Origin of the sequence: Collimonas sp. PA-H2, from assembly GCF_002564105.1 — a bacterium.
Taxonomy (GTDB): Bacteria; Pseudomonadota; Gammaproteobacteria; order Burkholderiales; family Burkholderiaceae_D; genus Collimonas.
The window spans coordinates 409,313-435,777 of sequence record NZ_PDBX01000001.1 but is presented as its reverse complement, the minus strand read 5'-3'; the positions used below and the strand labels follow the sequence as shown (position 1 = coordinate 435,777).

Below are 26,465 nucleotides of genomic sequence, written 5' to 3'. Positions count from 1 at the left end.
AACCACACAGTATTGCAAGTCTCGCGTTCAAGTTGATTTTGATGCGGACACGGACTGCTGTATCGACACACGACGCTTATTAGATAAGGTTTATCAGAAGTTCGAAAGAGGTAACGGTCGTCAAATCGCATCACAATGTTTGAGGGGGCACAAAATGGATTTATCCAGTTTTTTTATCTCGCTGCAAAACACGTTGGGAGCCTATCTACCAAAGATTGCCGGCGCACTCGGCATTCTGATCATCGGTTGGCTGATTGCTGTTGTTGCCCGGGCCGCAGCCCGCAAATTATTGAATGCACTGAAAGTCGATCAGCGTATCACCGAGAGCACCGGGCAGGGCGCTCGTATCGAGGGCATGATTGCAAGCGGACTATTCTGGCTGATTCTTCTCATTACCGCCGTGGGTATCTTCAATGTCCTGAACCTGTATGCGGTCTCCAATCCTTTCGCGCAACTCGTCACGAGGATCATCAACTATCTGCCGAACCTAATCGGCGGAGCGGTGTTGGCGCTGGTCGCTTGGCTGATCGCGTCGTTACTGCGCAGTATTGCCGACAAGGCGCTGCGCTCCAGTAAATTGGATGACAAACTGGCCGAAGCTACCGGCATGCAGCCTATGAGCGGCTATCTGGGCAATGTGCTGTTCTGGTTGGTCATCCTGATGTTCATTCCCGCCATTCTGGCAGTGTTCAACTTGAATGGCCTCTTGACGCCGGTGCAAGGCATGACGGATAAGTTGCTGGCGTTTGTGCCGAATATCTTTGCCGCGGCTGTGATTGCATTGGTCGGCTGGATTCTTGCCAAGATCCTGCGCGGTCTGGTTGTCAATCTGCTGGTAGCTGCCGGCGCAGACAAGCTGGCGCAGGGGGCAGAGAGCGCGATGCCGGTCAAGCTATCCAGTCTGGCTGGCGCCGTAGTGTATATCTTCGTTTTCGTGCCGACGCTGATTTCGGCCCTGGATGCCCTCAAAATCGAAGCAATTTCCCGCCCGGCCACTAATCTGCTCGACCAGTTCCTTGGCGCCGTACCCAATATCGTCGGCGCTGTCGTAATCCTGCTGGTAACTTTTTATGCCGCGCGATTTGTCGGTGCTCTGTTGCAAAAGCTGCTGGTGGCCGCAGGGGCGGACGGTCTGCCGTCGCTGCTCGGCCTGGAAAAAGTGTTCACCAGCTCTCTGCAGCCGTCGACGGTGGCGGGGCGTTTGGTGGTTTTCTTCGCCATGCTATTCGCGGTCGTGGAAGCCGCCAATCGGCTTGGCTTTTCGCAAGTGCGGGACGTCGTGACGCTGTTCATTGAATTTGGCGCGCATATCCTGATGGGTAGCGTCATTCTGATAATTGGTTTCTGGCTGGCCGGACTGGCGCGTCGTGTTATCCAGCAAGCAGACAATGACAACAGTAATTTGCTTGCACGCATTGCTCAGTTTGCCATTCTTGGACTTGTGTTCGCGATGGGCTTACGTGCCATGGGCATTGCCAATGAGATTGTGCAAATTGCCTTCGGCTTGGTCCTGGGTGCGATTGCGGTGGCGATTGCATTAGCCTTTGGGCTAGGTGGGCGCGAGGCGGCCGGCAAATTGCTGGAGCGCTGGTTTAACGGTCGTTCCGGACAAGACTGACGGCCGCACTTTTAGTGCGGTCAATCTCTAAACTAGTTGTGTGTGAAGTGGTTGGATATTTTTATACTGACGGCATCACGACAGGAGGGCTTATGACCGCTGAAGATGCAATTACAATTTTCCAGCGATTGAATGTAGAGGGTAGAGCGACGGTTGATCTGGATCACACGATTGCAGGTTTCGCAGGTTGGCTTGCTGAAGCGTGGCATAAACTGGACGATGACGCTATTGCCTTGCTGACTTCTGTCGGCGCAACCCTGTATCGAGAAGGGCTTGAGCAGCGTCAAAAATCCACTGGCGGCGAGAGCGATAAGGTTTTGTAAAATCAATCGATGGCAGAAAACGCCACACGGTTCTATTTCGACGTGCCAATAAAAAAGCGGCCCACATCACTGTGAGCCGCTTCTGTACTACTTATTCGTGGTAGGCCGTGCGGGATTCGAACCTGCGACCAACGGATTAAAAGTAGGGACTGCGGCCATTACAGGTCTCCACATAGACTTTCGCAAATAGGGGATCTTGTTCGAAGCCGGTAATACTTGTTTGTTATGCACAAGACTGTTGTGTTATATAGAGCCGGTAACCTTTCGATTACTTTGCCTTGGCTTTCGAAAAAATCAAACAGTCTAGCTCTGCGTAAATATCGACAAAGTATGTCGTCGTGTTTGGCTTCTATCCGCATTTCCCCGATTGCCGATTTCGATTCTAGCCTAAGCGTTTGAGATCGTGGCAGTTGCCTGACCTCATCCCTTAACCGATATACTTTCGCAAACATTCTGCCAACTCAAAAATACTGTATAAATAAACAGTATGTTTGAGTTTTGAGGAACAAGTCGGTATTTGCGGAACTCACACCTCGACCCAACCATACTGCCACGCCTTATAATAGGCTCCAATGCGAAGTACGCCTAAATTGGCAGCAATAGATTTCTTATCATCAAACTAGAGGTTGTTATGTCCAATGCAATACAGATGGGTGCTACCCAGGGGGCGGCTTACGTCATCTCCTTTGAAAATCTGCGGATGACGGATGTCGAATCCGTCGGCGGCAAAAACGCATCACTGGGTGAAATGATCAGCCAGCTGGCCGGCGCCGGAGTACGGGTGCCGGGCGGTTTCGCGACCACGGCGCAGGCATTCCGCGACTTCCTGTCGCATAGTGTCGACGGTGGGCCGGCCCTGGCCGACCGTATCGCCGAACGCCTGGCGACGCTGAACATTGAAGATGTACGGGCACTGGCGCAAGCCGGCGCCGAGATCCGTCAATGGATTGTGGAAACACCGTTCCAGCCGCGCCTGGAACAGGAAATCAACGATTTCTACAAGCGCTTGGTGGCAGATTCCTCCAGCGAAATGTCGTTTGCCGTGCGTTCTTCCGCGACCGCTGAAGATTTGCCGGACGCTTCATTTGCCGGTCAGCAAGAAACTTTCCTCAACGTGGTCGGCATCGACAACGTGCTGGAAGCCATGAAGCATGTGTTCGCTTCCCTGTATAACGACCGCGCCATTTCCTATCGCGTGCACAAAGGCTTCACCCATGCTGAAGTAGCGCTGTCGGCCGGCGTGCAGCGCATGGTGCGTTCCGATGTCGGCGCCGCCGGCGTCATGTTCACCCTGGATACCGAATCCGGCTTCAAGGATGTGGTCTTCATCACTTCCAGCTACGGCCTGGGTGAAACCGTGGTGCAGGGCGCCGTCAATCCGGACGAATTCTATGTCCACAAGCCGATGCTGGAACAAGGCAAGCTGCCTATCATCCGCCGCAATATCGGCTCCAAGCTGATCAAGATGGAATTCACCGGCGAAGCCAAGGCCGGCCGTTCGGTCAAGACAGTCGACGTGCCTATCGAGCTGCGCAACCGCTACTCGCTCAACGACAACGAAATCGTCGAACTGGCCAAATACGCCACCATCATCGAAAAGCACTACGAGCGGCCGATGGATATCGAATGGGGCAAGGACGGCCGCGACGGCAAGCTGTACATCTTGCAGGCGCGTCCGGAAACCGTGAAGTCGCAGGAAAAAGCCACCGATGCGCAGCAGCGTTTCAAGCTCAAGGGCGTCGGCACCGTGCTGACCCACGGCCGCGCCATCGGCCAGAAGATCGGCGCCGGTCCGGTGCGCGTGATCCACGATGCTTCGGAAATGGAAAGAGTGCAGCCGGGCGACGTGCTGGTAGCCGACATGACCGATCCTAACTGGGAACCGGTGATGAAGCGTGCTTCGGCCATCGTCACCAACCGCGGCGGCCGTACCTGCCACGCGGCGATCATCGCGCGTGAACTGGGCGTACCGGCGGTGGTCGGCTGCGGCGACGCTACCGACGTGCTGAAGGATGGCACCCTGGTGACGGTCTCATGCGCCGAAGGCGACGAGGGCAAGATCTATGACGGCCTGCTGGAAACTGAAGTCTCCGAAGTGGCGCGCGGTGAATTGCCGGCGCTGCCTTTGAAAATCATGATGAACGTCGGCAATCCACAGCTGGCTTTCGACTTCCAGTCGATTCCCAACGGCGGCGTCGGCCTGGCGCGCCTGGAATTCATCATCAACAACAATATCGGCGTACACCCGCGCGCGATCCTGGAATATCCGAACATCGACGCCGACCTCAAGAAGGCGGTCGAGTCGGTAGCCCGCGGCCACGCTTCGCCGAAGGCATTCTATGTCGACAAGCTGGCGGAAGGCATCGCCACTATCGCTGCCGCTTTCTGGCCGAAGAAAGTGATCGTGCGCCTGTCCGATTTCAAGTCGAACGAGTACAAGAAGCTGATCGGCGGTTCGCGCTACGAGCCGGATGAAGAGAATCCGATGCTCGGCTTCCGCGGCGCGGCGCGCTACCTGGCCAGCGACTTTGCCGAAGCATTCGAAATGGAATGCCAGGCCATGAAACGCGTGCGCAACGACATGGGCCTGACCAACGTTGAGATCATGGTGCCTTTCGTCCGTACCCTGGGACAAGCCGAGAAAGTCATCGGTCTGCTGAGCAAGAACGGCCTGGTGCGCGGCGAGAACGGTTTGCGCGTGATCATGATGTGCGAAGTGCCGTCGAACGCTATCCTGGCAGATCAGTTTCTCGAACATTTCGATGGCTTCTCGATCGGCTCCAACGACCTGACCCAGCTGACCCTGGGCCTGGACCGCGATTCCGGCATGGAATTGCTGGCCGCCGATTTCGACGAGCGCGATCCGGCCATCCTGGCCTTGCTGGAAAAGGTGATTGCGACCTGTATCGCCAAGGGCAAGTACGTCGGCATCTGTGGCCAGGGGCCTTCGGACCACCCGGATTTTGCCGAGTGGCTGATGAAGCAGGGGATCGAATCGATTTCCCTGAATCCTGATTCGGTGATCGATACCTGGCAGAAGCTGGCGGCGGCGCAGTAACAAACTCCCGCGGGACGGTTGCACGTCCTGCCAGCCATGAAAACGCGAGCCATGTGCTCGCGTTTTTATTTTCCGTGCCAGATCACGGAAGCTTATCCTGCACGGGCTGGAAGCCAGTAGCCAAAAAACACGCGAACAATTGTATTTTTGATAAAATCCAAGAGGCGTCTGCTTTTCCGGCGTCTGCGAGTCATCACGGCCAGTCCCCTGTCCGTTTTGGCCCTGAGTTTGCTTTTTCATCATTGAAACGGGCTGATTATGATACTTACCCCAGTCGATTCCATCCGCGCTTATCAGGATGAACTGACGGCAATCCGCCGCGACATCCATGCCCATCCCGAACTGGGTTTTCAGGAAAACCGTACGTCCCGGCTGGTGGCGGATTATCTGCAGAAATGGGGAATCGAAGTACATCGCGGGATCGCCAAGACCGGCGTGGTGGGGCTGGTCACTGGGCAGCAGAGCGGCGCCGGCATCGGGCTGCGGGCGGACATGGATTGCCTGCCCATGACCGAGACGAATTCCTTTCCCCATCGTTCCACGCATGCGGGCCGGATGCATGCTTGCGGCCACGACGGCCATACCGCGATGCTGCTGGGCGCGGCCCGCTATCTGGCGGAAACGCGGCGCTTTGCCGGCACCGCGGTGCTGATTTTCCAGCCGGCGGAAGAAGGCGGCGGCGGCGCCGAAGCGATGATCAAGGAGGGACTGTTTGAACGATTCCCGGTCGATGCGGTTTATGCCTTGCACAACAACCCGAGCCTGCCGCCCGGCGTGATTGCGGTGCAGCCCGGACCGGTGGAGGCTGCCGCGGATGAATTCGAACTGGTCGTCAACGGCCGCGGCGGCCATGCCGCCATTCCTCACACGGCGATTGATCCGGTGTTGGCGGCGGGCCATATCATCACGGCGCTGCAAAGCATCGTGAGCCGTAACATGCATCCGCTGGACGCAGGCGTGGTGACCGTTGCCAGCATGCAGAGCAGCCAGACCACGGCAAGCAACGTGATTCCCGCCTCAGTCCGGATGATCGGCACGGCGCGCAGCTTCACCGCGGCGGCGCGCGACCTGCTGGAGCAGCGGATAGGTGACATCGCGGCTAATATCGCCGCCGCGTTTGGCGCCAGCGTCGAGTACGTCTATCGGCGTGGCTATCCGGCAACCGTGAATCATCGCGAACAGGCATTGTTTGCCGCCACGGTGGCCGACAGCTTGATCGGCGCCGATAAGGTTATCCGCGACAATCCCCTTACCATGGGGGCGGAAGATTTTTCCTATATGCTGCAGGCTAGTCCTGGCGCCTACATTTATCTGGGGCAGGGCGGTGCGGAAGCATCCGATATCAGCGCTTGCGACTTGCACAACGACCGCTATGATTTCAACGATAACGTGACCGCCCTGGGCGCCGGCATGCTGGCGTCGCTGGTGGAGCAGAGCCTGCCCTTGAACCGCTCATAAGCTCGGCGGCGCAGCCGAGGGAGAGCGGCCGTTGCGGTTTATGGACGCGCCGCTGCTTCCAGTTGTGGGTTGGGCACGATGGTGATCCTGACGCCGAGCGAGTTGATCAGCTTGGCGATGGTTTCAAAACGCGGCTTCGCGCCTGGAGCCAGCGCCTTGTATAAACTCTCGCGGCCAAGCCTGGCATCCTTGGCGGTCTGAGACATCCCGCGTGCTTTCGCGACATCGCCGAGAGCGGCGATAAATACGTCGGGGTTGTCGTCTGCCAGCGCTTCGGTCAGATAGGCCGCGATGACTTCGTCGTTATCCAGAAAGTCCGCCGCGTCGAACGGGGAAAATATCGGTTTCATGCCTTATTCCTTCAATGAATCCTGCAACGATTTCGCCATTTCCTTGGCGCGCTTGATGTCCTTCTTCTGTGAGGACTTGTCGCCGCCCACCAGAAGCAAGATCAAGGTTTTGCCGTGCCTTGTGAAATAAACGCGGTAGCCGCGGCCGGTATGTATGCGCAGTTCGCTGAGTCCTTCGCCAACCGCTTCAACGTCGCCAAAGTTGCCGAAGCCTGCCGATCTTATCCGTCTCAGGATGCTGGCTTTTCCTTGCGCGTCGGGTAAATCATGAAGCCAGTCTTTAACGTAGTCAGAGAGAAAAATCTCAAACATGGGAATACTGTATCCAATTGGATACTGAAGTCAAGAATATTCAACTTTCATGTTTGCGAGAGTTGTTGTCAAATAAATACTCTGTATTTAGCTGATTTTGGGTGAAGCACTTAAGAAAATATTCAATTCCTTGACTACCCGTTTGATCACCCCATGCCAGTCTGCGATAGCATCCTGCCGGAACAGGCGGGCACTTGGATACCACGGGCTGTCTTCGCGATCCAGCAGCCAGCGCCAGTCGGGCACCCATGGCAAGAGTATCCAGACCGGCAAGCCCAACGCGCCGCTCAGATGGGCGATGGAGGTGTCCACGCTGATCACCAGGTCGAGATTGGCGATGATCGCCGCGGTGTCGTCAAAGCCGTCGATATCGGCCGCGGGCAGCCGCAGCTTGGGATTCTGCTGCAGGAAGGCGAGGTCGCTCTCCCGCACTTCCTTCTGAATCAGGAAAAAATCGGCATGCAGTTGCAGCAGCGGCGCAAGATCCTGCAGCGGCATGGAGCGTCGGTGATCGTTGGTATTGCCCGGATTGCCGGAGCAGACCAGGCCGATCTTCATCTTGCCGTTGGCAAAATCCTGCCGGCTTCTCCAGCTTTCCTGTTTGCTCGCATCGGCGTGCAAATAGGGCGGCCCGGCCGGGATGCTGGCCAGGTCGGTCTTGAACACCAGCGGCAAACTCATCAGCGGCGTCTGGTAGTCGACCGGCGGCGCATGCTCGCCAATGGCTATGACCTGGAACTGGCCCATGGTCTGGGCAATGGTTTTCAGGGACGGATCGACTTCCAGGATGACCTCTGCTCCCAGCGCGGCGACCAGGGTCGCGTAGCGGCAAAACTGGATGGTGTCGCCCAGACCCTGTTCCGACCACAGCAGGATTCGTTTGCCGGCGATGTCCTGCCGGCCCAACCACAATGGGAGATCGGTATGGCGCTGGGTATCGGCATTGCCTTTTTTCCAGCGGTATTCATAGCTTTGCCAGCCGGCGTCGAATTGCCCCAGCACCAGCTGCGACAGCGACTGGTTGGACAGCACGTCGGCATAGTCGTTTTGCAGATCCAATGCACGGCGGTAGCTGGCGAGCGCCTGCTCATGGCGTTTCATACGGCTCAGGGTAAGGCCGTGATCGCCCCATGCTTCGGCGTTGCCGGGCGCCAGCGCCAGGCCATGTTCATGATCGCTCAGGGCTTCCTCATAACGCTCCAGCTTGTGCAGGATGACTGCGCGGTCCAGCCGGTAGGCGGCGCTGTCCGGCGCCAGGGATACCGCGCGGTCAGCGCAGGCCAGCGCATCCGCATAGCGTTCCAGCTTGTCCAGCACCAGGCTTTTCTTGTACCAGCCGTCCGCCATGGCCGGTTGCAGCGCCAGCGCCTGGTCCAGGCATAGCAGCGCCTCGTCGAAATGACGCAGCTGGTAGCAGATGGCGCCCTTGTGGGCCCAGCCGTCGGCATAGTCCGGCCAGTGCGCCAGCGCCTGCTCCAGGCAAGCCAGTGCCTCCAGATGGCGCTGCAGCTTGATCAGGGCGACCGTCTTGGCTAGCAGGATTTCCGGTTTCACATAGCCCAGGGCGATGATGCGTTCATAGCCTTGCAGGGCAGCGGCGAATTCGCCGGACTCGAACTGCACGCGGGCGAGTTTGTAATGCAGCGAGACGTTGCTGGCATCCAGCGCCAGCGCTTTCTGGAACAGGCCGATCGCGGCCGGGCGTTGGCCGGTTGCGGCATAGATCACGCCGAGGATATGCAGGGCGTCAAAATTGGCCGGCTTGCTTTGCAGGATGTTCTGGAGGACTTGCTCGGCCTGCCTGGCATTTCCATTTTGGAAATCCTGATAGGCCTGTTGAATGATATTAATTGTGTTCATGTACTTGATTGAGTGCAGCCCGGATCAGGGGTTGTGCCTATGGGCGAGATCAGAGCATAGCATTTCATCAGACCCACGGCAGCCTGGCCAGATCTGGCCGGATCTGTTTGTTGATTGTCCGCATCAAGAAATCACGTGTTTATTTATCAATTGGATTACACTATGCGCTCTACATAACGGAAAGCAATATATGGCTGGATGGGTGATGTGGATGTTGGCGGCCGGGGTGCTGGTCGTGGCGGAATTGGCGACTACCACCCTGTATCTGCTGATGGTGGCGATTGGCCTGGTAATGGGCGGCGTCGCCGCGCTGATAGGCCTGGACGTCGAGTGGCAGCTGCTGGTCGCGGCCGTGGTTGCTCTGGCGGCCACTTACCTGTTGCGCCGCAGCCGCTTCGGCAAGCGTTCCCGAATCAAGGCCGAGCGCGATCCTAACGTCAATCTGGACATCGGCCAGTCTGTCACAGTCGACCAGTGGCAGCACGATGCCGCCAGCGACGGCGCCGGCGGCGAATTCACCGCGCGCATCAGGTATCGCGGCGCCATGTGGGATGTCGAACTGGCGCCGATGGCGACTGCCCGCGCCGGCCTGTTTTATATCCAGGAAATACGCGGCAGCCGGCTGATCGTCGGCAACAACCCCGATCAGCACTAGAACTTCTTTCGCCTGTGGCGAATGACCCTGTTCTCAATTCAAAAGGAAAAAATCATGTTTGGAAGCGTCTCCTTAGTCCTGCTGGTGATCGTCGTCATCTTTATCGCCAAGACCATCAAAGTGGTGCCGCAGCAGCATGCCTGGGTGGTCGAACGCCTGGGCAAATACCATGCGACCCTGGGACCGGGCCTGAGTATCGTGGTGCCGTTCATTGACCGCGTCGCCTACAAGCACGTGCTGAAAGAAATCCCGCTGGACGTGCCGCCGCAGGTTTGCATCACGCGCGACAACACGCAATTGCAGGTGGACGGCATCCTGTACTTCCAGATTACCGATCCGATGCGCGCGTCCTACGGTTCGTCCAACTACATCGCCGCCATCACGCAACTGGCGCAAACCACCTTGCGTTCGGTGATCGGCAAGATGGAGCTGGACAAGACCTTTGAAGAACGCGACCACATCAACACCACTATCGTCAGCGCCATCGACGAATCCGCCGCCAACTGGGGCGTCAAGGTGCTGCGCTATGAAATCAAGGACCTGACGCCGCCGAAGGAAATCCTGCATGCGATGCAGGCGCAGATCACTGCCGAGCGCGAGAAGCGGGCGCTGATCGCGGCATCGGAAGGGCGTAAGCAGGAGCAGATCAATATCGCCACCGGCGAGCGCGAAGCGTCGATCGCCAAGTCGGAAGGCGAAAAGCAGGCTTCCATCAACCGCGCCCAGGGCCAGGCTGCGGCGATCCTGTCGATTGCCGAAGCCAGCGCCGAAGCGATCCGCAAGACCGCCGCGGCGATCCAGTCGCCGGGCGGTTCGGATGCGGTGAACCTTAAAGTGGCAGAGCAGTACGTGGCGGCCTTCGGCCAGCTGGCGAAGACCAATAATTCGATCATCGTGCCTGCCAATATGGGCGATATCAGCGGCCTGATTGCCACCGCCATGCAAGTGGTCAAATCCCAGAGCAAGTCTTAACTTATTGAGAATTTCATAAAACAGGACAAGCCATCGTTCTGAAAATCGATATCGTAGGGTGGGTACTCCGTGCCCACGCTGTGCCGTGGAGATTCACGTCCTTGGGCATTCGTGCCCACCCTACCGGTGATTTGTTGTGATTTAAAGAAGCATCAATAATCACCGCATAAGAAACGCGGCCCCGGCGAAATTCAGATTCGCCGGGGCGGTTTTTTATTGCGGCTGGGGTTGGCTTAACGCCGATGCTGCTTCATCGCGGCCTGCACTTCGCGCTCGCCATCACGCTGGCGTTCGGTATCGCGCTTGTCGTGCTGCTTCTTACCCTTGGCCAGGCCGATTTCGCACTTGATGCGGCCGCGCAGGTAATGCAGGTTGATCGGCACCAGCGTATAGCCGGAACGCTCGACCTTGATGATCAGCTTCTTGATTTCTTCTGCGTGCAGCAGCAGCTTGCGGGTGCGCACGGCTTCCGGATGCACGTGGCTGGAAGCGCTGAGGAGGGCGCTGATGTGGGCGCCGAACAGGTAGATTTCGCCGTTGCGGACGATGACGTAGGACTCTTTCAGGTTGGCGCGGCCGGCGCGGATGGCTTTCACTTCCCAGCCGTGCAGTTCCATGCCTGCCTCGAAACGTTCTTCTATGAAGTAGTCGTGGAAGACTTTTTTGTTGTCAATAATGCTCATGTAGTAGGAAAATCGCGCAGGTCGGTTAAAATTTCAAGTTGTGATTCTATCAAACGGTTGATATTCAATGGCAGTAGTGCATAAAACGGTACTTTTGGGGTACAGCGCAGAGCAGATGTTTGCGCTGGTCGATCGGGTGGAAGACTACCCGCAGTTCCTGCCGTGGTGCGGCGGCGTCGATGTACGTGAACGCGCGGCCGGCAAATTGGTGGCGACACTGAACATACATTACCACGGTATCAAGCAATCGTTTACTACTGAAAACAGCAACACCCCGCCCAGCGCAATGCAGATGCGCCTGGTGGAAGGGCCGTTCAAGCACCTCGATGGCAACTGGAGCTTCAAGGCCTTGCGCGCCGATGCCTGCAAGATCGAATTCGATCTGCATTACGAGTTTTCCAGCAAGATCCTGGAAAAGCTGATCGGCCCGGTATTCAGCATGATCGCCAACAGCTTCGTCGACTCCTTCTGCAAGCGCGCCGACGCTGTCTATGGCCATCATGAGTGAATCAGCAACGGGCGCGGCCAGCGACGCCGGGCAGATATGGATACAGGTCTGCTACGCCACGCCCGCATTCCAGGCCTTGAAGGAATTGTCGGTGCCGGCCGGCACCCTGCTGCACGATGGCATCAAGCGCAGCGGCCTGCTGGAAGAGATACGCGAAATCGACCTCAGCTGCTGGCGCGTCGGCATCTACGGCAAGCTGAAGACGCTGGATACGGTGCTGCGCGATCGCGACCGGATCGAGATCTATCGGCCGCTGATCGCCGATCCTATGGAATCGAGGCGCAAGCGCGCAGACAAAAAAGCCCGCTAGGCAGCTAATGCCGTTCAGTTAAAACTGAACGGCATTTTTATTTGCGAAACTCGTAGGGTGGGCACTCCGTGCCCACGCGGACGGGCCGGGGCGTGTAGCCGGGGCACGAATGTCAGAGACACGAATATCCATGATACTGGGTGGGCACGGAGTGCCCACCCTACGCCATGTCGTTCTATCCTAACTGAACAGCATTACCGCTAGACAGCGGGTTTTTTTACGCCACTCGATGCTTTATTGGCAGTCGTTCAGGACTGCCCGGTTGTCGGCGTTCTGCTTGGCGCGCTGGTCATCATTCATAAAGGAACGCTGGCCGTTGGCGTCGGTCTGGGCAACGCGCGTGCCGGAATCCAGGGTGCGCTGGTTGGCGCGGGCGCGCGCACAGTTTTCGGCCTTGTCCGAGGCTTGCTTGGCTTCCTGTGCGGTTTTCTTGTTCTTTTCGGCCTGCTCAGCCTTGCGTTTCTGATAGGCGGCGTCCTGCTCGGCTACGGTAGGAGGGGCAGTCTGGGCCGTTTTTGCATCTACCGCGTTGTCAACCGCGCCATCGCTTGTTTCGGTGCTGCCGATGCCGCGCGGCAGGTTTTGCCCCGGGGTCTTGAGAATCCGCTTGTTTGGCACCGAGGTCGGTGGCGGCATGTCTGAATACTGTTTCACGCCCTTTTCGTCCAGCCAGATGAATTGCGCCAGGGCAGAGGTCGCTACGCCTAGCAAGACTAGCGCAGCAGCGGTGGAGAAAACGTGTTTCAGGCGAATTGCATTCATTGCTATTCCTTGGAGCGGGAGGGTTTGTTGAACAGAAGCGCAGATTTCGCCATGATTCATCCCTCATGTCAATCAAACGGTAGTGCTTTGTGGAAATATTTTCTCCTGCTCGCGTAAAATCACGCAAGGTTAGGCGACTTGCGCGGATTTCTGTATAATTCGCTTTTGCGCCTATAGGAAAAACTATGCGTCTACTTCAGAAAGCACTCACGTTCGATGACGTGCTGTTAGTTCCGGCTTATTCGGACGTCCTCCCCAAAGACACTACCCTCAAAACACGTCTGTCCCGCAATATCGATATCAACATTCCGTTGCTGTCGGCTGCGATGGATACCGTGACTGAAGCGCGGCTGGCTATCGCCATGGCGCAAGAGGGCGGCATCGGCATTATCCACAAGAACCTGACCGCGCAGGAACAGGCGCGCGAAGTGTCCAAGGTCAAGCGTTTCGAATCCGGCGTGGTGCGCGATCCGATCACGATCCCGCCCAACATGCGCATCCGTGAAGTGATGGCCTTGTCAGAACTGCATGGCATCAGCGGTTTCCCGGTGGTCGAAGGCAATCGCCTGGTCGGCATCATCACCAACCGCGACCTGCGTTTTGAAGAAGAACTGGACGCCGAAGTCAGCGCCAAGATGACGCCGCGCGACAAGCTTGTCTACGTCAAGGACGGCGCCGATCTGTCGGAAGCCAAGCGCCTGATGAACAAGCACCGTCTGGAACGCGTGATGGTGGTCAACGACGCCTTTGAGCTGCGCGGCCTGATCACGGTCAAGGATATCCAGAAATCGACCTCGCACCCGCTGGCCTCCAAGGACAGCCAGGGCAAGCTGCGCGTAGGCGCCGCGGTGGGCGTCGGCGCCGATAACGAAGAACGCATCGAACTGCTGGTGAAAGCCGGCGTCGACGTCATCGTGGTCGACACCGCGCACGGCCACTCCAAGGGCGTGCTGGACCGCGTCAAGTGGGTCAAGCAGAATTTCCCGCAGGTGGAAGTCATCGGCGGCAATATCGCTACCGCGGCAGCCGCCAAGGCGCTGGCAGACCACGGCGCCGACGGCGTCAAGGTCGGCATCGGTCCTGGCTCGATCTGCACCACGCGTATCGTGGCAGGTGTCGGCGTACCGCAGATTTCCGCCATCTCCAACGTTGCGCAAGCGCTCAAGGGCACTGGCATTCCATGTATCGCCGACGGCGGTATCCGTTTCTCGGGCGACATCGCCAAGGCGCTGGCCGCCGGTGCCTCGACCGTGATGATGGGCAGCATGTTCGCCGGCACCGAAGAAGCGCCGGGCGAAGTGATCCTGTTCCAGGGCCGCAGCTACAAGTCGTATCGCGGCATGGGCAGCCTGGGGGCGATGTCGGACGGCTCCGCCGACCGCTACTTCCAGGACTCCGCCAACAAGGCTGACAAGTTCGTTCCTGAAGGTATCGAAGGCCGGGTGCCGTACAAGGGCAGCGTCCTGACCATCCTGTACCAGCTGATCGGCGGCGTGCGTTCTTCCATGGGTTACTGCGGTTGCGCCACCATCGACGAGTTGCGCGAAAAAGCTGAATTCGTGGAAATCACCTCGGCCGGCATGCGCGAGTCACATGTCCATGACGTCCAGATTACCAAGGAAGCGCCTAACTATCGCACCGATTGATAGTTGGATTTGCACCTTGATCTAGTCCAGGAACGCGCCACCTGCAGTGATACTGCAGGTGGCGCGTGCAGTTTAAAGATTCTCATTTTTTGCTAAATCAGCCACCAGGCATCCACCATGCACTCAAAAATCCTCATCCTCGATTTCGGCTCCCAGGTAACCCAACTGATCGCACGCCGCGTGCGCGACGCTGGCGTGTTTTCCGAAGTGTTCCCCTACGATGTGTCCGATGAATTCGTCCGCAACTACGGCGCTTCCGGCATCATCCTGTCGGGCGGCCCGAACAGCGTCACCGACGGCGATACCCCGCGCGCGCCGCAAGCGGTGTTCGAGCTGGGCGTGCCGGTCTTCGGCATCTGCTACGGCATGCAAACCATGGCCGAGCAGCTGGGCGGCAAGGTCGAGATGGGCAAGGTACGCGAGTTCGGCTACGCCGAAGTGCGCGCCCGCGGCCACAGCGCGCTGCTGGAAGGCATCAGCGACTTCGTGACGCCGGAATCGCACTCCATGCTGAAGGTCTGGATGAGCCACGGCGACAAGGTCGACCACATGCCGCCAGGATTCAAGCTGATGGCATCGACCCCGAACTGCCCGATCGCCGGCATGGCCGACGACGAGCGCCGCTTCTATGCAGTGCAGTTCCATCCGGAAGTTACCCACACCATCAAGGGCGAAGCGATCCTGAGCCGCTTCGTGATCGATATCTGCGGCTGCAAACCGGACTGGAACATGCCGGACTACATCGCCGAAGCGGTCGAATCCATCCGCCAGCAGGTCGGCAGCGACGAAGTGATCCTCGGCCTCTCCGGCGGCGTCGACAGCAGCGTTGCCGCCGCCCTGATCCATCGCGCCATCGGCGACCAGCTGACCTGCGTCTTCGTCGACCACGGCCTGTTGCGCCTCGACGAAGGCAAGATGGTGATGGAAATGTTTGCCGAAAACCTCGGCGTCAAAGTGATCCATGTCGACGCTTCCGCGCAGTTCATGGGCCACCTTGCCGGCGTCACCGATCCGGAAGCCAAGCGCAAGATCATCGGCCGCGAATTCGTGGAAGTATTCCAGGTCGAATCCGCCAAGCTGCAGAATGCCAAATGGCTGGCGCAAGGCACCATCTATCCTGATGTCATCGAAAGCGCCGGCAAGGGCAAGAACGCCGCCCACACCATCAAGAGCCACCACAACGTCGGCGGCCTGCCGGAAACCCTCAACCTGCAACTGCTGGAACCGCTGCGCGAACTGTTCAAGGACGAAGTGCGCAAGCTCGGCGTCGCCCTCGGCCTGCCGCACGCGATGGTGTACCGTCATCCGTTCCCGGGCCCGGGCCTGGGCGTGCGCATCCTCGGCGAAGTCAAAAAGGAATTCGCCGACCTGCTGCGCCGCGCCGATGCCATCTTCATCGAAGAGTTGCGCAACACCAAGGACGATGACGAGCAGTCCTGGTACGACAAGACCAGCCAGGCGTTTGCGGTTTTCCTGCCCGTCAAGTCAGTCGGCGTGATGGGCGATGGCCGCACCTATGAATACGTGGTGGCCCTGCGTGCGGTGCAGACGCAGGACTTCATGACAGCACACTGGGCGCATCTGCCGCATGAGCTGCTGGGGCGGGTGTCGAACCGCATCATCAACGAAGTGCGCGGGATCAATCGCGTGGTTTACGATATTTCTGGGAAGCCGCCTGCGACTATCGAGTGGGAATGAAAATGCGTCTAGCACTCGCAAGTATACGAAAGTAGAAAATGCCTCAAAGCCCGCGTAAATGCGGGCTTTTTTGCTTTTTTGCTCCGCATTGATTGGCAGCCCGATGTATACCCAAGTACTTATTCCAGATGGCATTTGTGATGGTATTATCCACGCCGATGCCATGAGGGCCACTCGATACCATGCCATGATTTTCTCTACCTTCATGGTATTAAAAATATCTAGATCATTGATTTGAAAGAGATATTCGGCACAAAAATCGGATGTGAGAATCATGGTATTTCTAACTAAAAAAGGAAGAAAGCCATGTTGACCGATACCAAGCTGCGCAACTTAAAAGCAGGTGAAAAGCTTTTTAAAGTAAACGACCGTGACGGCCTCTACGTGGCCGTTACCCCAGCAGGATCGATCTCCTTCCGTTACAACTACTCGATCAATGGTAGGCATGATCCCTTGAGACTTCGCGAGCTGGAAGGCCTCCTTGCTGTACTTCTCGGCGATGAAGAGCTGAATGCAGCGGCCTACCCGTTTTAGGCTCCGTAGGGTCTGGCATTTCTGCAGAAAAGGCGCAATGCCTGCGGTCGTGATCTCGTGATTGAGCACGATGTCACACACGAGAAAGCCAGGGCTAGGCTTACCCTGATCCGATCGCTTTATCAGGCCGCCCAGATACGAGGGCGCCGACAAGTCCCAGGCGAATGTGCCGACCTGTGGGAGAGAGGCCTCTTCGTCTCGGATTTTCGCCTTGTCGTAGCTGATCAGCCCCAAACTGCGCGCCCAGCCGTGCACTGCCTTGAGCATAATGTCTTCGACGACGAACTTCACGAGTATCAGCGGCGGCTTCTTTGATTTGCTCAGGGGCGACTAAACAGTTTCGTATAGTCGTCGGCTCCCCACCGGCATTCCCACATATGGAACCTGTAGCCAAGTGGTGTCACTCATCAGAACATTTTTCAATCAATCCGACATGGTTTTGACTGATTTCCCGTCACGCTCGCTAAAGGTAAAAATATGCTTCCAAGTCCCGTACGCAGTTCTGTCCCACGCTCTCATGTTACGGCTTCCTCCGTGCAAGGCGAATCGACCGCTTCGTCTCATGTAGCTCCAAATGAAGATAGCTCCAAACGCGACAGATCGTCATCGCTTTCTCCGCCGTCGTCCCCGAGGATGGGCGCGATGCAGCAACAGTTATTAAATACGCTGCCGAAAAAACAAAAAATGGATGGCCCCAATCATCCGGAAGATCTTTCGAAAGAAAAATGGGACGAGATGAAAGGAGGGATCAATCCCAAGTTAAGGCAAAAGGTAGATGACATGTTGGAGGGCGGCTATGGCACAATTCAGATGCACACGTCATCAAAAGATGGAAAACAAACCTTCCTCTTGAAGGATGGCCCAGAGCGGTTCAATATCGAAAACGACGCCACTTGGCATGTTCCGGATAACTATGACTACAAAGTCAGCAAAACATGGGGAACGGGAAAGGATGGCCAAAAATTCGAATCAATCGATAAATTCAACTCCGGTAGACCCACATCCTCGCTCAACACAGAGAGGCTCGCTAGCGCAACTGAGGGAATAGAAAATGGCAACCTGCTGGATCCAATCAAAGTCAAGAAAAATTCCGGCGGAACGTTTGATATTCAGGATGGGAATCACAGATTGCAAGCTGCCAAAAAACTTGGTCTAGAAAAAATTCCCTACCAGGAGGTGTAGTAATGAGGAGTCGTCTTCGCAGTTGGAAATGCGGCTACGGCCAGGCTGGAAGATGACTCGAGTCCCCCCGCTACCTCGGATCCATCGCCCGATCTTCTCAAACATAGCGGCCTTCTGCCGTTTGATTCTTCCCTTCTTACCCCGTAGATTCTTGCGCTGCTTGCGCGCAGCAAAGGGCGCGCCGCCTGGCGCCTACCGTCGCCAATATACAGGGATACGCCTTCATTCGATTCCATTTGTGATTGCCTTCGCAAACAAAGAAATTATTTGAGACGGATAACGCTTCCAAACGATTTCTGCTCGCCGAGAAAATTGGAACGAAATAGGTGCTGGCGCCACTTATTGTTAAATCCGGCAAAAATTCGAGGCGCCACGATCTGAGACCGGACTAATGCAATCTCATTTTTTACGCTGAAAAGGAATAAACATGAAAGTGAACACATCGCAACCGACTCTGGTGGATGCAACTGCGCATCGAGAGGCGTCCGATAGCCAGCCATCCAGTCCGGCCGTCTCTAGCACATCAAACAACAGTGCCGATCACCCGCATGCGACACCGATGTTGGGGGGAGGGACACGGGGCTTTTTACTGAAGCAGAAGGGGCAGCCGGAATCGATGGACCATGTGACAAAATTCACTGGCGTAGCTACCGGAGAACTGGATGTCAATAATGTAGAGGGAAAGCGTTCGAAAGAAGGTAATTTGTTCTTGAGCAGGCGGGGTTCCTTGTATGCGGGGCCTGAGCAGTTTTCCCAGGCAAATGCTATCCGCAACGGGGCTCTTAAGTTCAGCGAGGGGCGGTCGGCTTTCGTGGATGGGAAAGAACTGCGCAGAGTGCAATATGCGGTCAACTGCGGTGTTGGCGGCAGTGAGGCCGGCAATATCCTGCAAAAGAAAATTAATGATAATGGCGGTAGCTCCGATGAAATAGTGAGAGTGCGTGCCAATGAAAGGTTTTCAACTGCTCCAATGAAGGACAACTTCGAGTGTTTAATTGAAGGGTTAACGGAGGATTTAGAAGATGTTGTAACTAAAGAGGATAAGACGAAATCGTGGGATGATTTTAAGGAGGCGGTTGGCCAAGAATTGGCGAAATGTCCGAGCAATACAACTCTGCCAGCAATTCTTACCGCCGCCGAACCACCAGAAAAATTAGAGGAATTGATGAGCGAATTGAACGACCTTGTCGATCAACTGCACGGCGTTGTGCAACAGAACGTCGAGAGGTACGTCCAGGGGCAGGATCGAACGGAAGGTCGAGCGGCGCTCCCATCTGATTGCGGCGAAGCCTCGCACTTGATTGTCGGCCAGCCGACCGCGGGCAATGATACTTTTAAGACCGAAAAAGCTACACCTGAGAATAGTGTCGCTCCTCGGCCTGGCGATATCTTTAAGCTCGAAACCGACAATCAAAGTGCTGAATTCGCGGTACATTTTGGTGCAGTAATCATGAAAGACAAGGACGTTGTGGCAACACTGGAAAATACCGCGACCAAGGCCTCGGAAGGCTTTAGCAAAGCGCCTTACGATCATGGTGCGAAATTCAATTTGTATGGTGCGGGTGAGGACGAAGGCTTTATGAAGAAGTACGAAAAGGATTTCCAGGAAAGGAACACCAATATCTGATCCGGGTTGCTGGTCTCGATAGAGCGCAAACAAGGCAGACACATTTGCAGTGTCGAGAACCGAAGTGGCCGGCTCCCGAATCAAGCTATTGCCGTATTGCGGGGGTGGCGGGAACCGAACCCGCATCCGAGAAGTGGGAATGCGGATAACCCAATATCTTCAGCACGTGGGGCGATTTGTACGGCATGGAATTTGTCTACTAGGAGCAAAGATATTCGCCGTTACCGCACACTGATTGTTTGGTAGCGTACAAATCCTTGAGGTTCCCTCTGTTTTTCGTCTTCCAACAGACGACTTCTATGCAGCTCGTTTTTCCTGATTCTGTTCACTGATCCAGCGCTGTAGAAACTGGAGCGGCGATTTATAACCGAGGGTCGAATGCTGCCGCTTGCGATTGTAAAACACCTCGATGTATTCGAAACTGGCCGCCCTCATTTCAGTCTGGGTGGTGTAGCGCAGGCCATGGTAACGTTCGTTCTTGAAACTGTTGAACCAGCTCTCAGTCGGCGAATTGTCCCAGCAATTTCCCTTGCGGCTCATCGAACACGTCATACCGAACTCACGCAACTTGTCCTGGTAGGCCTGACTGGCGTACTGGCTGCCGCGGTCCGAATGATGCAGGACGCCGGGCGCAGGACGTCGGCGGAACCAGGCCATCGTCAGCGCGTCTGCCACCAACTCAGTCGTCATACGCGGCTTGAGCGACCAGCCGATCACTTCCCGATTGAACAGATCCAGAACGATGGCGAGGTACAGCCAGCCTTCATCGGTCCACAAGTAGGTGATGTCGGCCGTCCAAACCTGATTCGGCGCCGCCGGCGCGAAATCGCGGTCAAGCAGGTTTCTCGCCACTGGCAAACCGTGCTTCGATTCGGTCGTAACCCGGTAGCGCCGCTTGTGGCGCGCATGAATTCCGTGCGTGCGCATCAACCGCTCTACGCGTCCCTTGCTCGCCGTGTAGCCCCGCCACCGCAACTCGCGGATCATCCGAGGACTGCCATAAGCACCTTTTACCTCGGCGTGGATGGCGCGGATCATGGCCAGCGTCTGGCCGGCCGTCAGGCGCTTGCGATCGGGCGTGCCGCCACTCTTCCAGGCTCGGTAACCGCTGATGCTCACGTCGAGCGTATCGCACATTTCCCTCAGCGCGAATCGATTAGTCTGCGCATCGATCCAGGCGTACTTCACAGAACATCCTTCGCGAAGTACGCCGCTGCCTTTTTTATGATTTCGTTCTCCCGCTTGAGCTTGGCATTCTCGGCACGTAAGCGCGACAATTCCATCTCTTCCGGTGTCACAACCTTGCTACCAGCGCCGTTCAACTTGCCAGCCTTAGCGGCCTTGACCCAGTTGCGCAGCGTTTGTTCGCTTAGACCAAGTTCCTTGGCTGTCGCCGCGAAGGACTCGCAGGCATTGACCCGTCTGACTGCCAATTCCTTGAATTCCGCCGTGTATGAACTTCTTGAAATCTTCATTTCTTGCCTTCCCAAAGTAACGTCAATTTTACGTCACCTGTGGAAGACGAAATTTCAGGGAAAGCTCACCTGCCCCTGCAATCACTGTAATAGACCTGCCATGTTTGCCGCATTACCTGCCGATATTTTTCAATATGGTATTTTTCATGGTATTTGATGATTGTGCGAGTGACAGAGTCAATTAAATAGAGGGTGTAATCTGCTAATTGATAATTGAGTGGGAGTGAGTTGCAAATATATCAATATTGTATATTGATACACTTGAAGGATTTAAGGCTCTGTTTTACAGGGCCTTTTCATATACGCCTTGTTCACGAGCCCTCCGATTTTTCCTCCCTTTAGCGGCAGTTATATCCAGTGCGTCAGAGTAGAACTGTTTGCTATCCGCCCGCGTGGCCGTTGCCACCGTGCGCGGCGAGGAACATGGCGACGGCCGAGCGGCAATAGGATTCGATTTCGTTGTTGTCCTCTGCTCTCGCCTCATCGAAGCGTGCGATCACCAAGAGATCGGATCCTTTGAAAAGCGCGGCAAACAAGCGGGCGGATTGGATAGCATCGGGCACATGGAGAATCGCCTTCGCGTGCAACTGACGCAACAGGGCCTCGATTTGGGCGATGACATGGGCGGGCCCGGCTTCGTAATGGAGCTTGCTTAACGATTTTTGATTCGTCTTGTCGGCCAAGACCATGGCTTCGACACTGCGGACGTCCGGACTCAACAGCGTGCGAAGCAGGGATGATCCCATCGCCATGAGCTGATCTTCGGCCGAACCGTCGGCACCTTCGAAAAGGGCCTGTGGTGCAAACGGATGACAATGGGCCGCCATGGCCGCGCTGAACAGAGCCTCCTTGTTCTCGAAATGCCGATAGATGCTGAGCTTGGATATCTTCGCCCGCTGGGCGACCTTATCCATGGTCGTCGCTTGAAAACCCAATTCCACAAAGAGTTCGCAGGCGGCGTCGACTATCGTTTGGCGAAGCGCCTCGTTGGCGGGCCGGCCGCGCCGGCCTTGACTGTTTTTGGTCACGACAATTCCAGTACTTGACAGTATTCAAATTCTCGCATTATGATACCACATAGTATCTTAAATGTGCAATCCAACCCCTTCCATCCACAACACGGAGCCCATCACCATGAATGACGTCATCATCATCGGCGGCAGCTTTGCCGGTCTCGCGGCCGCCCTGCAACTCGGGCGTGCCCGCCGTAAGGTCACGGTCCTCGACACTTGCCGGCCGCGCAACCGCTTTGCCGGCCATTCGCATGGTCTGCTCGGCCACGATCACAAGCCGCCGCTGGACATCCTAGTCGAGGCGCGGCAGCAGCTGGCGCGCTATCCAACGATCAGGCTGGTCAATGCCCGGGCCGAGAGCGTGTCTGGCGCAATCGACGATTTCTGCGTCGTCACTGACGATAACGAAAGCCTAAGGGCACGTCGCCTGATCCTGAGCTATGGCGTCGTCGACCAGATGCCTGACGTCCCGGGTTTCGCCGAAAGCTGGGGCAAATCCATCGTGCCCTGCCCCTATTGCGATGGTTTTGAAGTCGCCGGCCAGCATTGGGGCCTCGTCTGGTCCGGCCCGCCGTCGCACAATTATGTCAGGCTGTACCACGATTGGACCGATACGTTGACAGTCTTCGCCGATGGTCACGACATTCCACCCGATATCCGGGCCGATCTGGCGCGCCGCAAAATACCTGTCGCGGATGGCCGGATCATCGAGATCGCCCATCACGGGGACCATAACGCCACCGTCAAGCTCGATACCGGCCCCAATGTCGCGGTCGACATCCTGTTCGCGCATCCGCGCAACAAGCCGTCCGCAAGCCTGCATGAATCACTGGGTCTCGCCACGGTCGATACGCCCACCGGCATCGTCCTCAAGGTCGACGAGCGCCGTCAAACCAGCATGCCCGGCATCTACGCCGCCGGCGACCTCACGACGCCCTTCTTGCCATCAGTCACCCAGGCATCATCGCATGGCGCGATGGCGGGTATCTTCGCCCAGCAGTCGATGCTGGTTTGAGAGCACAGATTCCCTTCTCCGGCTGCGTCGTCGGCTTCGAAGAGGTTGGCGTAGATCGGCGCGGTGAAGGACGGAGCGTCCAGCCAGTTAGGAACGAATCTGAACAAGGATATGACATGGCACAGAAAGATACTTATCAGATCGCCGATTGGAACGGTCAAAGCGGGGAGCGTTGGGTCGCTAACCAGGCCCGGCTCGACGCCATGGTGGCGGTGTTCGGCCAGGCCGCGATCGAAGCCGCCGCGCCCGAAATGGGCGAGCGTGTGCTGGACATCGGCTGCGGCGCGGGCGCGTCGAGTCTGGCACTGGCCGCCCGCGTCGGTGCGTGCGGGCAAGTGCTGGGCGTGGACATATCCGAACCGCTGATCGGCCGAGCGCGTGCGCTTGCGCCACAGAATACGCCGGTCCTGTTCCAGGTGGCTGACGCCAGCAGCGCCGAGGTGCCCGAGGGCGCGTTCGACATCCTGTTCTCGCGTTTTGGGGTGATGTTCTTCGACGATCCGACAGGGGCGTTCGCCCATATGCGACGCGCGCTGCGGCCGGGCGGGCGGGTCGCTTTCGTCTGCTGGCGCGGCGCGGCCGAAAACGATTGGGTGCGCCTGCCGATGGGCGCGCTCAAGGGCATCGTCCCGCCGAGCGCGCTGCCCGATCCCGAAGCGCAAGGCCCATTTTCGTTAGGCGACCGGGGTCGCGTGGCACGCATCCTGACGGCGGCCGGCTTCACCGATATCGCTATCGCGCCCTTCGATGCATCCGTCCCGTTCGGCGAGGGCGGGACGCGGGACGCTGCGATCGACGACGCGGTGAGGATGGCTCTCGAGGTCGGCCCGCTGTCGCGTGCGCTCGCTGATCAGCCCGACGACATCCGCGCCCGCGCCTCGGCCGCGACTCGTGCTGCCTTCGCGGGCCTCCCCGGCGAGCGGTCGGTGATGATCAACGGCGCGGCGTGGATCGTCATGGCACGCAATCCGGCAAGCTGACAGGGATTAAGAGGGGAGACGCCCCCTGCTCGGTGGGGCGGGGCGTCTTTGGGCGGTCAGAGTTATGTCCCTTCTGGCTGGGAGCCGCGATTGGCGAGCTAGAGACTTTGATGGCGAGGTACAGCGTTTGCACGACACGTCGAAAAACGTTGGTACACCTACTTGGAGATGCTGTTTCTCAAAATGGTATTTTGTATGGTATTGCTTGGCGATCTCAATGTAACTAGTTGAGTTTATTGAGTTTTGAGTAGCTATTTATAATCGAGTGGGAGTGATTTGAGGTTGTTCGGGAGCTATCGAGTACTATCGAAAAAGTGATGTAAATTGTTGATTTGCAATAATTTACGTCACGATAGCTATCGATAGCCCGGCGGACGTGTCGGTGGTCCTGTCAGTCAATGAAGAGACGGGTCAACCGTATCCGTTCCAGGAAACGACAGCTCCTGTTGCAATTGCCCAGAACAACAATAAACCTTCGATTCAATCCTATACTTGCTTGCGTTTTATTGGCAGTCGCAATGTCAAGCAAGTTCCAACGTCGTTCGATTCCCAACTGATTTCGGCGCCGACAGCTTCTGCCCGGCGAATCTGATTGGACAGTCCCTTGCCGCTCACGCCATCGCCCCTTAGTGTACTTGCCACTGGAAATCCTTGACCGTTGTCGGTGATTGTCACGGCCACTTGATCGTTTTGCACCCCAGTCGCAACGCGGATTTCCGTAGCGCGAGTGTGCTTGATGATATTGGTGAACGCTTCTTGCAGAATGCGCAAAATATGCAACGCGTTCTTCGGATCGAGCCAATCGAGCGGGGGAACGTTGTTGACCTCCCAGCGCAGAGCGATGCCGGTGCTCTCCAGGCGCGGCCCAAGACGAAAACGCAGCGTCGCGAGCAACAGCAGCAGATCGGCTTCCACCGGCTCCATCGAGTCGATCGCCAGCTTGAGGTCGTCTATACAGCCCCTGAGTACCTGAGCGACTTCAGCTTCACTCATGCGTCCATGTTCTACAACCCGCAGTGCGCTAACGAGTGACGAACCCAGGCCGTCGTGCATATCCTGCATCATGCGCTGCCGTTCCTGGCTAAGCAGTTGGCGTTGCTCGATACGGCGCAGGCGATGGTGTGCTTCCGTCAATTCGGCCTCGCGTTCCTGCAAGCGCTGTTCTAGGCTGGCGTTGACCTGCTTCACATCATTAATTGCTTTGTGACGTATTATGATAAAGCGGTCAGCCAGAGCAAAGGCCAGCAGCAGCATTTCCACGGCAGAACCAAATTGCATTCCGAACGTCATGAGCATGTTGGCGGGCACCAGTCCAAAATATAGCAGGCTGCTCATCATGGCAGCCAAAAACAACACGATATAGGAAGCCACAAAGAAGTAGGCGCTACGCTGGCGTTTGAGAGCGCAGAATACTGCGCTGCCAAACGTCAGTATCAAGCCGGCAATGATAAACACAATGGCCGGCATAGTGAAGGTCTGAACCGACACGGCCAACCCGATCGGAATAAGTATGCAGCCGCCCACCAACGCTTTCAACAGCCGATCAAGTTTTGGAAAATTCTTCGCTGTATCCAGCATGCCTCGCATGAAAAAAAGCATGGCTGCGAGTGCAGGCAAATAGCCGAAACTGTTTGACAGGTCCGCCCATATCGCCGCGTCCGGCCAGAGGAATTCTTTGGCCAGCCCCTTCTGTATGGCCACACCAAGCGCCATGCAGGTGGCGAAGCTGACATACAAGAAATAAACGCCGTCTCGCAGTGCGATGAAGAGCAAAAAATTGAATAAGATCATCGCCGCGGCCATGCCGAAATACCAGCCCTGAACGATATAGTCGTTGCGCTCGTAAACATGAAAAGCTAGAGGTTCCCACAACCGGGCAGGAATGATAACGGTGGTGGCGGATTGTATGCGCAGATAGACCACTTGACTGGAGTGTGCCGGCAGAGTCAGGGGAAAGATAAAAGCGCGGTTTGGATAGGGACGCATGGCAAAAGGCATGACACTGCCAGTAGCCAGGGAACGATATGTCCCATCCGTACGCGATTGGTGAAGTTGAACGCTTGAAAGGAGCGGGTAGGTAATTTCCAGCATTCGCTCAACGGGATGATCGCTCGCGTTGCGCAAGCTCAAGCGCAGCCAATAGGCCGAACGGGTGAGACCATAATTCAAAGCCATCGCAGAAGCTTGTTCGCTTTTGAAATGGCTGGCTATGTCTGGTTTTTGGACGTCGGCCAGCGTCAGAGTCTGGCCAGGGTCTTCAAGAACATCGAAGTATTCAGTCAACGAAAGCGGCGAATGAATAAGCTGGTTGACGTCCAGTACCTTGTCCGCCGCAAAAACCTCGGTTGACAGCAGGAGCAATCCGCACAAAAGAAAAAATATCAGGTACCGGTATTTGTCGTTCTTGTTCATCCTAAGCCGGAACC

General features: G+C 56.7%; 22 protein-coding genes and 1 pseudogene. 15 read left to right on the top strand and 8 right to left on the bottom strand.

The window, feature by feature from the left end; genetic code table 11:
• Positions 1 to 154: 154 nt before the first annotated feature.
• The 4 genes from BCF11_RS01960 to BCF11_RS01945 all read left to right on the top strand — a co-directional run bounded on the left by BCF11_RS01960 (position 155) and on the right by BCF11_RS01945 (position 6,457).
• Complete coding sequence (locus BCF11_RS01960; RefSeq protein ID WP_098493261.1) at positions 155 to 1,618, top strand: mechanosensitive ion channel; 1,464 nt, start codon at positions 155 to 157, stop codon at positions 1,616 to 1,618.
• Between the two features lie 92 nt (positions 1,619 to 1,710).
• Positions 1,711 to 1,941, top strand: coding sequence for a hypothetical protein (locus BCF11_RS01955; protein WP_098493260.1), 231 nt, complete (start codon positions 1,711 to 1,713; stop codon positions 1,939 to 1,941).
• A gap of 649 nt (positions 1,942 to 2,590) precedes the next feature.
• Entirely contained in the window at positions 2,591 to 4,999 is a 2,409-nt protein-coding gene (gene ppsA, locus BCF11_RS01950; protein ID WP_098493259.1) for a phosphoenolpyruvate synthase, read from the top strand.
• A gap of 255 nt (positions 5,000 to 5,254) precedes the next feature.
• Complete coding sequence (locus BCF11_RS01945) at positions 5,255 to 6,457, top strand: M20 aminoacylase family protein (RefSeq protein ID WP_098493258.1); 1,203 nt, start codon at positions 5,255 to 5,257, stop codon at positions 6,455 to 6,457.
• Positions 6,458 to 6,495: 38 nt separating this feature from the next.
• On the opposite strand, the gene BCF11_RS01940 is transcribed toward BCF11_RS01945, so the two are convergent.
• From BCF11_RS01940 to BCF11_RS01930, 3 genes are all read right to left on the bottom strand, one after another.
• The gene (locus BCF11_RS01940; RefSeq protein WP_098493257.1) at positions 6,496 to 6,807 is read right to left on the bottom strand and encodes an addiction module antidote protein; all 312 of its coding nucleotides are present in this window, start codon (positions 6,805 to 6,807) and stop codon (positions 6,496 to 6,498) included.
• Between the two features lie 3 nt (positions 6,808 to 6,810).
• Positions 6,811 to 7,119 carry a type II toxin-antitoxin system RelE/ParE family toxin gene (locus BCF11_RS01935; protein WP_098493256.1) on the bottom strand — a complete coding sequence of 103 codons (309 nt, stop codon included), beginning with the start codon at positions 7,117 to 7,119 and terminating at the stop codon, positions 6,811 to 6,813.
• Between the two features lie 87 nt (positions 7,120 to 7,206).
• On the bottom strand, positions 7,207 to 8,979 hold the full coding sequence (locus BCF11_RS01930; RefSeq protein WP_098493255.1) for a tetratricopeptide repeat protein: 1,773 nt from the start codon (positions 8,977 to 8,979) through the stop codon (positions 7,207 to 7,209).
• Positions 8,980 to 9,169: 190 nt separating this feature from the next.
• On the opposite strand from BCF11_RS01930, the gene BCF11_RS01925 reads away from it, so the two are divergent.
• Positions 9,170 to 9,634, top strand: coding sequence for an NfeD family protein (locus tag BCF11_RS01925; protein WP_098493254.1), 465 nt, complete (start codon positions 9,170 to 9,172; stop codon positions 9,632 to 9,634).
• 54 nt (positions 9,635 to 9,688) lie between these two features.
• Positions 9,689 to 10,606 carry an SPFH domain-containing protein gene (locus tag BCF11_RS01920; protein ID WP_098493253.1) on the top strand — a complete coding sequence of 306 codons (918 nt, stop codon included), beginning with the start codon at positions 9,689 to 9,691 and terminating at the stop codon, positions 10,604 to 10,606.
• Between the two features lie 233 nt (positions 10,607 to 10,839).
• On the opposite strand, the gene smpB is transcribed toward BCF11_RS01920, so the two are convergent.
• Positions 10,840 to 11,289, bottom strand: a complete 450-nt coding sequence (smpB, locus tag BCF11_RS01915) for an SsrA-binding protein SmpB (protein ID WP_061942239.1) — start codon at positions 11,287 to 11,289, stop codon at positions 10,840 to 10,842.
• Positions 11,290 to 11,356: 67 nt separating this feature from the next.
• Between smpB and BCF11_RS01910 the strand changes: the two genes are divergently transcribed.
• Complete coding sequence (locus BCF11_RS01910; RefSeq protein WP_098493252.1) at positions 11,357 to 11,797, top strand: type II toxin-antitoxin system RatA family toxin; 441 nt, start codon at positions 11,357 to 11,359, stop codon at positions 11,795 to 11,797.
• Positions 11,790 to 12,107 carry an RnfH family protein gene (locus BCF11_RS01905; protein WP_199110717.1) on the top strand — a complete coding sequence of 106 codons (318 nt, stop codon included), beginning with the start codon at positions 11,790 to 11,792 and terminating at the stop codon, positions 12,105 to 12,107. Before BCF11_RS01910 ends, BCF11_RS01905 begins: the two co-directional genes overlap by 8 nt.
• Positions 12,108 to 12,341: 234 nt before the next feature.
• On the opposite strand, the gene BCF11_RS01900 is transcribed toward BCF11_RS01905, so the two are convergent.
• Positions 12,342 to 12,869 carry a DUF4124 domain-containing protein gene (locus tag BCF11_RS01900; RefSeq protein WP_199110715.1) on the bottom strand — a complete coding sequence of 176 codons (528 nt, stop codon included), beginning with the start codon at positions 12,867 to 12,869 and terminating at the stop codon, positions 12,342 to 12,344.
• 185 nt (positions 12,870 to 13,054) lie between these two features.
• Here BCF11_RS01900 and guaB point away from each other — a divergent pair, with 185 nt between their 5' ends.
• From guaB to BCF11_RS01865, 5 genes and pseudogenes are all read left to right on the top strand, one after another.
• Positions 13,055 to 14,515 carry an IMP dehydrogenase gene (guaB, locus tag BCF11_RS01895; RefSeq protein ID WP_061533967.1) on the top strand — a complete coding sequence of 487 codons (1,461 nt, stop codon included), beginning with the start codon at positions 13,055 to 13,057 and terminating at the stop codon, positions 14,513 to 14,515.
• A 117-nt stretch (positions 14,516 to 14,632) separates the two neighbouring features.
• Positions 14,633 to 16,213 carry a glutamine-hydrolyzing GMP synthase gene (gene guaA / locus BCF11_RS01890; protein WP_098493249.1) on the top strand — a complete coding sequence of 527 codons (1,581 nt, stop codon included), beginning with the start codon at positions 14,633 to 14,635 and terminating at the stop codon, positions 16,211 to 16,213.
• Between the two features lie 306 nt (positions 16,214 to 16,519).
• Positions 16,520 to 16,669 (top strand): annotated as a pseudogene (locus BCF11_RS01885) (Arm DNA-binding domain-containing protein); the annotation flags it as partial.
• A gap of 720 nt (positions 16,670 to 17,389) precedes the next feature.
• Positions 17,390 to 17,929 carry a ParB/Srx family N-terminal domain-containing protein gene (locus BCF11_RS01875; RefSeq protein ID WP_158229128.1) on the top strand — a complete coding sequence of 180 codons (540 nt, stop codon included), beginning with the start codon at positions 17,390 to 17,392 and terminating at the stop codon, positions 17,927 to 17,929.
• A 427-nt stretch (positions 17,930 to 18,356) separates the two neighbouring features.
• Positions 18,357 to 19,556: a hypothetical protein gene (locus tag BCF11_RS01865; RefSeq protein WP_143751231.1), complete on the top strand. Its 1,200-nt coding sequence runs from the start codon at positions 18,357 to 18,359 to the stop codon at positions 19,554 to 19,556.
• Positions 19,557 to 19,853: 297 nt separating this feature from the next.
• Here the strand turns inward: BCF11_RS01865 and BCF11_RS01860 are convergent.
• Positions 19,854 to 21,031, bottom strand: a protein-coding gene (locus tag BCF11_RS01860; protein WP_098493244.1) for an IS3 family transposase whose coding sequence is annotated in 2 segments (ribosomal slippage) — positions 19,854 to 20,770 and positions 20,770 to 21,031 — 1,179 coding nt in all. Because the reading frame shifts where the segments join, the coding sequence is not laid out codon by codon here.
• A gap of 380 nt (positions 21,032 to 21,411) precedes the next feature.
• Positions 21,412 to 22,059: a TetR/AcrR family transcriptional regulator gene (locus tag BCF11_RS01855; protein WP_098493243.1), complete on the bottom strand. Its 648-nt coding sequence runs from the start codon at positions 22,057 to 22,059 to the stop codon at positions 21,412 to 21,414.
• Between the two features lie 106 nt (positions 22,060 to 22,165).
• On the opposite strand from BCF11_RS01855, the gene BCF11_RS01850 reads away from it, so the two are divergent.
• Together BCF11_RS01850 and BCF11_RS01845 are read left to right on the top strand one after the other, a co-directional pair.
• Positions 22,166 to 23,059 (top strand): NAD(P)/FAD-dependent oxidoreductase, encoded by an 894-nt coding sequence (locus BCF11_RS01850; RefSeq protein WP_098493242.1) that lies wholly within the window; start codon positions 22,166 to 22,168, stop codon positions 23,057 to 23,059.
• A gap of 116 nt (positions 23,060 to 23,175) precedes the next feature.
• Positions 23,176 to 24,039, top strand: coding sequence for a class I SAM-dependent methyltransferase (locus BCF11_RS01845; protein ID WP_098493241.1), 864 nt, complete (start codon positions 23,176 to 23,178; stop codon positions 24,037 to 24,039).
• Between the two features lie 486 nt (positions 24,040 to 24,525).
• Here BCF11_RS01845 and BCF11_RS01840 read toward each other — a convergent pair whose 3' ends face one another.
• On the bottom strand, positions 24,526 to 26,451 hold the full coding sequence (locus BCF11_RS01840; protein WP_098493240.1) for a 7TM diverse intracellular signaling domain-containing protein: 1,926 nt from the start codon (positions 26,449 to 26,451) through the stop codon (positions 24,526 to 24,528).
• Between the last annotated feature and the right edge of the window lie 14 nt (positions 26,452 to 26,465).